At 70.1% G+C, this 7,995-nt stretch carries 8 protein-coding genes; 6 read left to right on the forward strand and 2 right to left on the reverse strand.

Going from position 1 to position 7,995, the window contains the following annotated elements; all coding sequences use genetic code 11:
• Positions 1-3: 3 nt before the first annotated feature.
• The 3 genes from EGK63_RS13625 to EGK63_RS13635 are packed head-to-tail and all read left to right on the forward strand — an operon-like array spanning position 4 to position 1,811.
• Positions 4-813, forward strand: a complete 810-nt coding sequence (locus EGK63_RS13625) for a helix-turn-helix domain-containing protein (protein WP_125901946.1) — start codon at positions 4-6, stop codon at positions 811-813.
• A gap of 42 nt (positions 814-855) precedes the next feature.
• Entirely contained in the window at positions 856-1,323 is a 468-nt protein-coding gene (locus tag EGK63_RS13630) for a DUF6265 family protein (RefSeq protein ID WP_125901947.1), read from the forward strand.
• Positions 1,278-1,811 (forward strand): GNAT family N-acetyltransferase, encoded by a 534-nt coding sequence (locus tag EGK63_RS13635; RefSeq protein WP_125901948.1) that lies wholly within the window; start codon positions 1,278-1,280, stop codon positions 1,809-1,811. Before EGK63_RS13630 ends, EGK63_RS13635 begins: the two co-directional genes overlap by 46 nt.
• Here the strand turns inward: EGK63_RS13635 and EGK63_RS13640 are convergent.
• Positions 1,798-2,343, reverse strand: coding sequence for an AAA family ATPase (locus tag EGK63_RS13640; protein ID WP_125901949.1), 546 nt, complete (start codon positions 2,341-2,343; stop codon positions 1,798-1,800). The genes EGK63_RS13635 and EGK63_RS13640 overlap by 14 nt on opposite strands.
• Positions 2,340-3,170, reverse strand: a complete 831-nt coding sequence (ubiG, locus tag EGK63_RS13645; RefSeq protein WP_243637695.1) for a bifunctional 2-polyprenyl-6-hydroxyphenol methylase/3-demethylubiquinol 3-O-methyltransferase UbiG — start codon at positions 3,168-3,170, stop codon at positions 2,340-2,342. The genes EGK63_RS13640 and ubiG overlap by 4 nt, the downstream gene beginning before the upstream one ends.
• Before the next feature lie 44 nt (positions 3,171-3,214).
• Between ubiG and EGK63_RS13650 the strand changes: the two genes are divergently transcribed.
• The 3 genes from EGK63_RS13650 (at position 3,215) to EGK63_RS13660 (ending at position 7,936) form a co-directional block, all read left to right on the forward strand.
• Positions 3,215-4,504: an aspartate kinase gene (locus EGK63_RS13650; protein ID WP_125901950.1), complete on the forward strand. Its 1,290-nt coding sequence runs from the start codon at positions 3,215-3,217 to the stop codon at positions 4,502-4,504.
• A gap of 58 nt (positions 4,505-4,562) precedes the next feature.
• The gene (gene ptsP, locus EGK63_RS13655) at positions 4,563-6,842 is read left to right on the forward strand and encodes a phosphoenolpyruvate--protein phosphotransferase (RefSeq protein ID WP_125901951.1); all 2,280 of its coding nucleotides are present in this window, start codon (positions 4,563-4,565) and stop codon (positions 6,840-6,842) included.
• A 98-nt stretch (positions 6,843-6,940) separates the two neighbouring features.
• Positions 6,941-7,936 carry a helix-turn-helix domain-containing protein gene (locus EGK63_RS13660; RefSeq protein ID WP_125901952.1) on the forward strand — a complete coding sequence of 332 codons (996 nt, stop codon included), beginning with the start codon at positions 6,941-6,943 and terminating at the stop codon, positions 7,934-7,936.
• Positions 7,937-7,995 lie beyond the last annotated feature (59 nt).

Below are 7,995 nucleotides of genomic sequence, written 5' to 3' on the forward strand. Positions count from 1 at the left end.
CAGATGGGGGAGGGGGAGCGGTACGAGGAATTCGCCCCGCCCGACGCCTTGCGCCCCTTCGTGCGCCTGCTGTGGACCTACGCCGCGCCTCGCCCCAGCGGCGGGGTGCAGCGTATCGCTCCGGACGGCTGTCCCGAACTGGTGGTCGACCTGGCCGCCCCCTATGAGGAACAGGACGCCGACGGCGTCTTCCGCTTGCAACCGTCGGTGATCTTCGCCGGTCAGATGACCCGGCCCATGGCCATCCGTCCGGTCGGCCCGGTCGAGATCGTCGCCGCCAAGTTCGAGCCGGACGGGGCGCGCGCGTTCCTCGGCCGCCCGCTGATCGAGGCGACGGATCGGCGGCTGGACCTCGTGGCCCGGCTGGACGGCTTCACGGCGCCGCCCGGCGATCCGGCGGGGCAGGCCGCCGCCCTGGGCGCCTGGCTGGAGGAACAGCGCCGGGCGGGCGACTGGCGCATCGACCCCGCCGTCCGCGCCCAGGTCGCCGCCGCCGAGGACGATCTTGAGGCGCCGCCTTTGAGCCCCGCCGAGCGCCGCGCCCTGCAGCGCCGGTTCCGCGATCGCGTCGGCGTGGCGCCGCGCACTCTGCGCTCCGTCTTCCGCTTCCGCCGCATCTTCGATCACGCGATGGGCCAGGACGCCGACGCCGCCTCCTGGCTGGAGGCCGGTCTGGCCGCCGGTTATTTCGACCAGCCGCAGATGGCGCGCGATTTCCGTCGCTTCCTGGGCTGCACCGCCACCGCCTGGGCGCGCGAACAGGCGGAACTGGCGCGACAACTGGCGTCGCATTCCTACAAGCCCGCGCCGTGAGTGCGGCGTAACCTTCCTTCCGTCCTTGTGGAGGGAGAGCCCATGTCCGTTTTCAGCCTGCTGGCCGCCGCCCTGTTGCAGGCCGCCGCGCCCGCGTCGCCTGCGCCCGACCTGTCATGGCTGGCGGGCTACTGGCTGGACTGTTCCGGCGGGCGCGAGGCGTCCGAGACCTGGAGCGACCCGCGCGCGGGTCTGATCGTCGGCCACTCGGTGACTGTGCGCAATGGCCGCAGCGGCTTCGAGAGCGCCCGCATCGCCCCCATGAAGGATGGCGGCCTGGCCTATTTCGCCCAGCCTGACGGCGCGCCCGCCACCCCCTTCCGCCTGATCGACAGCGGCCCGCAGCGGGCGGTTTTCGCCAATCCCGACAACGACTTTCCGCACCGCATCATCTATGACCGCGCGGGGGATGTGCTGACCGCCCGGATCGAAGGGGCGGACGACGATGAGAACCGGAGCGTGCAATGGCGATTCAACAGGGCGGAGCTGAACGCCCGCTGTCCACTCTGACCTGGCGGGGCATGACGCCGGACGACCTCGACGGCGTGGTCGCGGTGGCCCAGCTGTCCTTCCCCGATCATCCGGAAGAGCGCGCCTGCTTCGCCAACCGTCTGGAGCTGCACCCCGAAGGCTGCTTCGTGCTGGCCGCCGAGGACGGGCCGGTCATGGGCTATCTGGTGGCCTATCCGTGGGTGCTGAACGCCGCCCCGGCGCTGAACGTGCTGATCGACGCCATTCCGGCCGAGGCCGAGGTGGTCTATCTGCACGACCTGGCCCTGCACCCCGACACGCGCGGCGGCGGCCACACCCGGCCGGTGGTCGAGCGCCTGGCCGAGCAGGCCAAGGCGGCGGGCTGGCCGGCGGTCGCCCTGGTGGCGGTCAATGATGCATCAAGCTTCTGGGCGCGCAACGGCTTTGAGGTTCAGAACCCGCCGGGCATGGCCGAGAAGCTGGCCAGCTACGGCGACGACGCCCGCTATATGGTCAGGCCGCTGTAAGCGACTTCAGCACGAAGTTCAGGCGCTCAGGCACAGGCGCCTGGGGCAGTTCGATCAGTTCATAGCCGAAGCGCGGATAGGTCTCGGCCATGGCGTCGAAGGTGTGGCGGGCCTCGTCCAGATCCTGCTTGCGCTCGGCGTCCTGGCCGAAGATCTCGGGCCAGACCGGGGCGATGAAGACGCGCCGCTCATAGCGGATGTCCTGCGCCGCCCGCTCCATATGGGCCGGGACCGGCAGGCCGCACAGCGTCAGATAGCCGATCACGTCCGGCACGCCGCGATCGAAGAAGACCGGCCCGTCGGCGCCTTCTGTGCGGGCGTGGGCCTCAAGCTCGCGATCCAGCATCAGTTCGGCGAACAGGGCCCGGTCCTTCCACGGCAGGGCCTCGCCGTCGATGGCCTGCTGGCGGCGAATGATGGCGCGCCCGGCCTCAGGCGAGGTCGCATGACCCGCCGCCGCCAGCGCCTCCAGCAGCGTCGTCTTGCCCGAGCCGGGACCGCCGGTCAGGACGATGCGGCGCGGGCCGATCATGCGTCGCGGGTCGCCATCATCATGTAGTTGATGCCCACGTCGTCGCCCTCGCTCCAGCGGTCGTTCAGCGGATCATAGGCCAGGCCATAGGGGCCGGTGACGGTCAGGGGCTCGCCGTCCAGCATGGCGCGCAACTCCTCGGGCTTGAGGAACTGGCGCCAGTCGTGGGTGCCCGCGGGCACCCAGCGCAGCACATATTCCGCCGCGACCTTGCCCAGCAGCAGCCCTTTCAGCGTGCGGTTCAGGGTGGCGACGATCATCAGGCCGCCCGGCTTGATCAACTTTGAACAGGCGCGGATGAAGGCTTCCGGATCGGCGACGTGTTCGATGACCTCCATCGTCAGCACCACGTCGAACGGGCCGGCGCCTGCTTCGACCATCTGCTCCACCGTGGCGGCGCGATAGGCGATGTCCAGACCGACCTGATCGGCGTGGGCGCGGGCGGTGCCGATGTTCTCGGACGAGGCGTCGATGGCCGTGACCTCAAAGCCCATGCGCCGCATCGGCTCGGCGATCAGGCCGCCGCCGCAGCCGATGTCGATCAGGCTGAGTCCGTTGAAGGGCGCGCGCGCCTTCACGTCGCGATCAAAGTGCTCGGCCGCCCGATCGCGCACGAATTTCAGCCGCGCCGGATTGAAGCGGTGCAGGGGGGCGAAGGGGCCTTTGGGATCCCACCACTCGGCCGCCTGGGCCGAAAAGCGCGCTACGTCGGCCGGGTCGATGCTCGGCCCTTCGGCACGATCGGTAGCAAAGGGTGAAAAACCCTCTTCGCTTTGGGGTTTGCGCGGATCGAGGCTGTCGTTAGAAGCGGGCATGGGCAGAGGCATGGACCGCCTTCGCCCGCCATGCAAGCAGGGGATCAGACGCCAGGATGACGCGGGCCGACACGAACCGGTTGGTGATGAAGTTCGGCGGCACCTCCATGGCCGACCTGGAACGCATCCGTCGCGCGGCGCGCATCGTCGCCGCCGAAGCCGCCAGGGGCAAGAAGGTGGCCGTGGTCGTCTCGGCCATGGCGGGCAAGACCAATGAGCTGGTCGCCTGGACCGACGGCGTGGGCGGCGCGGCGCCGGGCCTGTACGGCGACGGCGTCCTGTCGGACGACGAATACGACGTGGTGGTCGCCTCGGGCGAGCAGGTGACGTCGGGCCTGCTGGCCCTGACCCTGCGCAACATGGGCCTGAAGGCGCGCAGCTGGATGGGCTGGCAGATTCCGATCCTGACCGACGACGCCCACGGCCGCGCCCGCATCGAAGAGGTGCCCGGCGACGCGCTGGGGGCCGCGCTCGACGCGGGCGAGATCGCCATCGTGCCGGGCTTCCAGGGCGTGACCCGCGACGGGCGCATCACCACCCTGGGCCGAGGCGGTTCGGACACCTCGGCGGTGGCGGTGGCGGCGGCCCTGGGCGCGCCGTGCGACATCTATACCGACGTGGACGGCGTCTATACGACCGACCCGCGCATCCAGAGCCGCGCCCGGCGTCTGGAGAAGGTGTCCTACGAAGAGATGCTGGAGATGGCGTCGCTGGGCGCCAAGGTGCTTCAGACCCGCTCGGTCGAGCTGGCCATGCACAAGCGCGTGCCGGTGCGCGTCCTGTCCAGCTTCATCGAACCGGATGAAAACGGAAACCTGCCGCAACACGCCGGCACCCTGATTTGCGACGAGGATGAGATTGTGGAAAAGCGCATCGTTTCCGGCGTGACCATGAGCCGGGACGAAGCCCGGATCACGCTGCTTGGCCTGTCGGACCGGACGGATGCTCCGGCCGACGTCTTCACCCGCCTGGCCGAGGCCGAGGTCAACGTCGACATGATCGTGCAGAGCCAGGCCCGCACCGAAGGCGCGGTCAACCTGACCTTCACGACCGGCCGCCGCGACGCGCGCCGCGCCGCCGACCTGATGACCGCCGCCAAGGCCGACATCGGCTTCGAGGAGCTGCGGGTCGACGACGACGTGGCCAAGGTTTCGGTGATCGGCGTGGGCATGCGCAGTCACGCGGGCGTGGCCCAGACCATGTTCCGCGCCCTGGCTGACAAGGGCGTGAAGTTCCAGGCCATCTCGACCTCCGAGATCAAGATCAGCGTTCTGATCGACTCGGATTACGCCGAGCTGGCGGTTCGGGCGTTGCACGCGGCCTACGGTCTGGACGCGGAAGACTAGGATAACGGAAGCGCCGCCCTATCTGGAACGGATCAGGGGCGGCAAGGCGGGAGCAGGCATGGTCAAGGGCGTGGCAGTGACGGCGAGGGGGCCCCGCCTTCTGCTGCGCCAGATCCGCGAGGCTCTGGCCGGAGCCGGGGGCGGCGCGCCTGCGCAGGACCGCCTGAACATGGTGGTGCGGATCATCGCCCGCTCCATGGTTGCCGAGGTCTGCTCTATCTATCTGCGGCGCGCCTCGGGCGAGCTGGAGCTGTTCGCCACCGAGGGCCTGAACCCCGAGGCCGTCCACAACACCCGCCTGCGCCCCGGCGAGGGCCTGGTCGGCGAGGTGGCCCGCACGGCCGCGCCGATCAGCCTGTCGGACGCCCAGTCGCACCCCAGTTTCTCCTATCGGCCGGAAACGGGCGAAGATCCCTATCACGCCTTCCTCGGCGCGCCCTTGCTGCGCGGCGGCCGGGCCATCGGCGTCCTGGTCGTCCAGAACCGCGCCGCCCGTCGCTATGACGAGGAAGAGGTTGAGGACATCCAGACCATCGCCATGGTCCTGGCCGAGACGGTGGCCTCGGGCGAGCTGCTGGCGCTGGAGGAGCTTCGCGACGTCGAGGTCGCGCCCCACCGACCCGAGCGGCTGAAGGGGCAGAAGTTCGCCGAGGGCCTGTCGTTCGGGCAGGCCGTGCTGCACGAGGCGCCGATCGCGCCGGAACAGCTGCTGGCCGACGACCCCGCCGCCGAGGAGACGCGCCTCAAGGAGGCGCTGGAGCGTCTGCGCACCAGCATCGACGCCTTGCTGGAAGGCAGCCAGGGCAAGCTGGGCGGCACCCCCTATGAGGTGCTGGAGACCTATCGCATGTTCGCCGACGACCGGGGCTGGAACCGGTCGCTGGAGGAGGCGGTGCGTTCCGGTCTGACGGCCGAAGCCGCCGTGGACCGCGTCCGCAACGAGCACCGCGCCCGCTTCGCCAACGCCCGCGATCCCTATATCCGCGAGCGGCTGCACGACTTCGAGGATCTGGCCAACCGCCTGCTGCGTCTGATGGCGGGCGATCACCCGGGCCAGCGCGACCTGCCCGACGACGCCATCCTGGTGGCCAAGAATCTGGGACCGGCGGACCTGCTGGAATATCCGCGCCACAAGCTGCGCGGCCTGCTGCTGGAGGAAGGCTCGGCCGCCGCCCACGCGGCCATCGTCGCCCGCGCCTTGCAGATTCCCTGCGTCGGCCGCCTGCAAGGCCTGCGCGATCGCCTGACCGAGGGCGATCAGGTCATCGTCGACGGCGAGACGGGCGAGGCCTACTTGCGGCCCCGTCCCGACATGCTGGCGGCGGTCGAGAGCCGCATGGCCGTGCGCGAGCAGCGCCGCGCCGAGTTCGACCAGCTGCGCGACACCCCCGCCGTCACCAGGGACGGCAAGCGCATCATGCTTCTGGCCAACGCCGGCCTGGCGGTGGACCTGGAGAATCTGGACGCCACCGGCGCCGAGGGCATCGGCCTGTTCCGCACCGAGTTCCAGTTCATGGTCTCGGACGAGCTGCCGCGCCTGGACGCCCAGGCGGCCCTCTACAAGCTGGTGCTGGATGCGGCGGGCGACCGGCCCGTCACCTTCCGCACGCTCGATATCGGCGGCGACAAGGTGCTGCCCTATCTCGACAATGAGCGTGAAGAGAACCCGGCGCTGGGCCGCCGGGCCATCCGTCTGGGTCTGGATCGTCCGGCCCTGCTGCGGATGCAGCTGCGCGCCCTGCTCAGCGCCGCCGCCGGGCGCGAGCTGCGCGTCATGTTCCCCATGATCGCCACGGTGGACGAGTTCCGCGCCGCCCGCGAACTGGTCGACGTCGAATGCGACTGGGCGCGGCGCCGGGGACGGCCCCTGCCGTCCCTGCTGCGCGTCGGGGCCATGATCGAATGCCCCAGCCTGCTGTGGCACCTGGACGCCCTGCTGCCGCTGACCGACTTCGTCTCGATCGGCACCAACGACCTGCTGCAGTATATGTTCGCCGCCGACCGGACAAACCCGCGCGTGTCGGATCGCTATGATCCCCTGTCGCCGCCTTTCCTGCGCGCCCTGGCCGAGATCCAGCAGAAGTGCGCCGACAGCGCCACGCCGGTCTCGGTCTGCGGCGAGCTGGCGGGGCGCCCGCTGGAAGCCTTCGCCCTGATCACCCTGGGCTACAACCGCCTGTCCGCGCCTGCGGGCGGGGTGGGGCCGGTCAAGCGCATGATCCTGTCCGCCGATCTGAACGCGGCGCGGCGGGGGATGAACGTCCTGCTGGGCTCGTCGGCCGGGTCGGTGCGCGGCGAGATCGAGTCCCTGGCGCGCAAGCTCAACGTCGAAGTCTGAACAAGCGGGGCCGCTTTCCCGCGTTGCCCGCGCTTCTCGCCTCGTCTAAGCGGGGATGACGGGCGCACGGGCGCCTGACGTGACGGAACCCCGACCCTATGGACCAGGATCGGCAAGCCGCGTTCGACTTCGACGCCGACGCGACGCTGGATCAGACCCCGGAGGCGACGCCCGAAGCGGCGCCGCCTGAGGAACCCTCGGACGATTCCCTGGGCGCCTCTTTGCGCGCTGCGCGCCTGGCGTCGGGCCTGTCCATGGCCGAACTGTCGACCAGGACGCGGGTGCATCCGCGTTTCCTGACCGCGCTGGAGCAGGGCGAGTACGCCGTCCTGCCGTCGCGGATCTTCTCCATGGGCTATGTGCGCGCCTACGCCGGGGCCCTGGGCCTGGACGAGTTGAACGCGGTCGAGCGGTTCAAGCAGGAATACCCCGATGCGGCTGTGCCGCTGCAGCCGCCGACGGGCGCCGCCTTGCAGCAAATGCGTCAGAACTCGCCCAAGATCCTGGGCGTTATCGGCGTCTTCCTGGCGGTGGTGATCGGCTGGAACGTCTTCCAGCGCATTAACCGCATCGAGGCGCCGCACCCCTCCGACCTAGTCGCCGTGCCCAAGGACTGGGCCGAGCAGGCCGATCATCAACGGGACCGCGCCCTCTACCTCGGCGCGCCCAAGGCGGCGCCGCCGGACCAGACGACGCCGGCCATGTACATCACGCCGGGGCTGGAGGCTCAGCTGACGGGGATCGACCCGGACGACCCCAACGCCGTCCCGCCGCCCGCGCCGCCGGTGCAGGCCGCCTTCAACCCGCGCGGGGCCATCTACGGCGCCTCGGCCACGGCCTCTCAGGTCATTCTGCAGGCGCGCAAGCCCGCCATCCTGGTCATCCGCCAGGGCGACGGCCGCATCCTGTTCGCGCGCCAACTGGCGGCGGGCGAGGCCTGGCGCGCGCCGCCGGGTCTGGCGGCCACCATCGACACGCCCGATCCGGCGGCCTTCGACGTTTATCTGAACGGCGAGCACGGCGGCGTGCTGTCCGCGCCGCAATCGCCGCTCGGGTCGCGGAAAAAAACCCCACGCCGCGGTTTTAATAAGTGAAATAAAAAAAAAATAACCAGACCCCCAGGATGAACGGGGATATAAAAAAGGGGACCCGG

It is taken from the genome of Brevundimonas sp. 357 (assembly GCF_003938605.1).
Lineage (GTDB): Bacteria > Pseudomonadota > Alphaproteobacteria > Caulobacterales > Caulobacteraceae > Brevundimonas.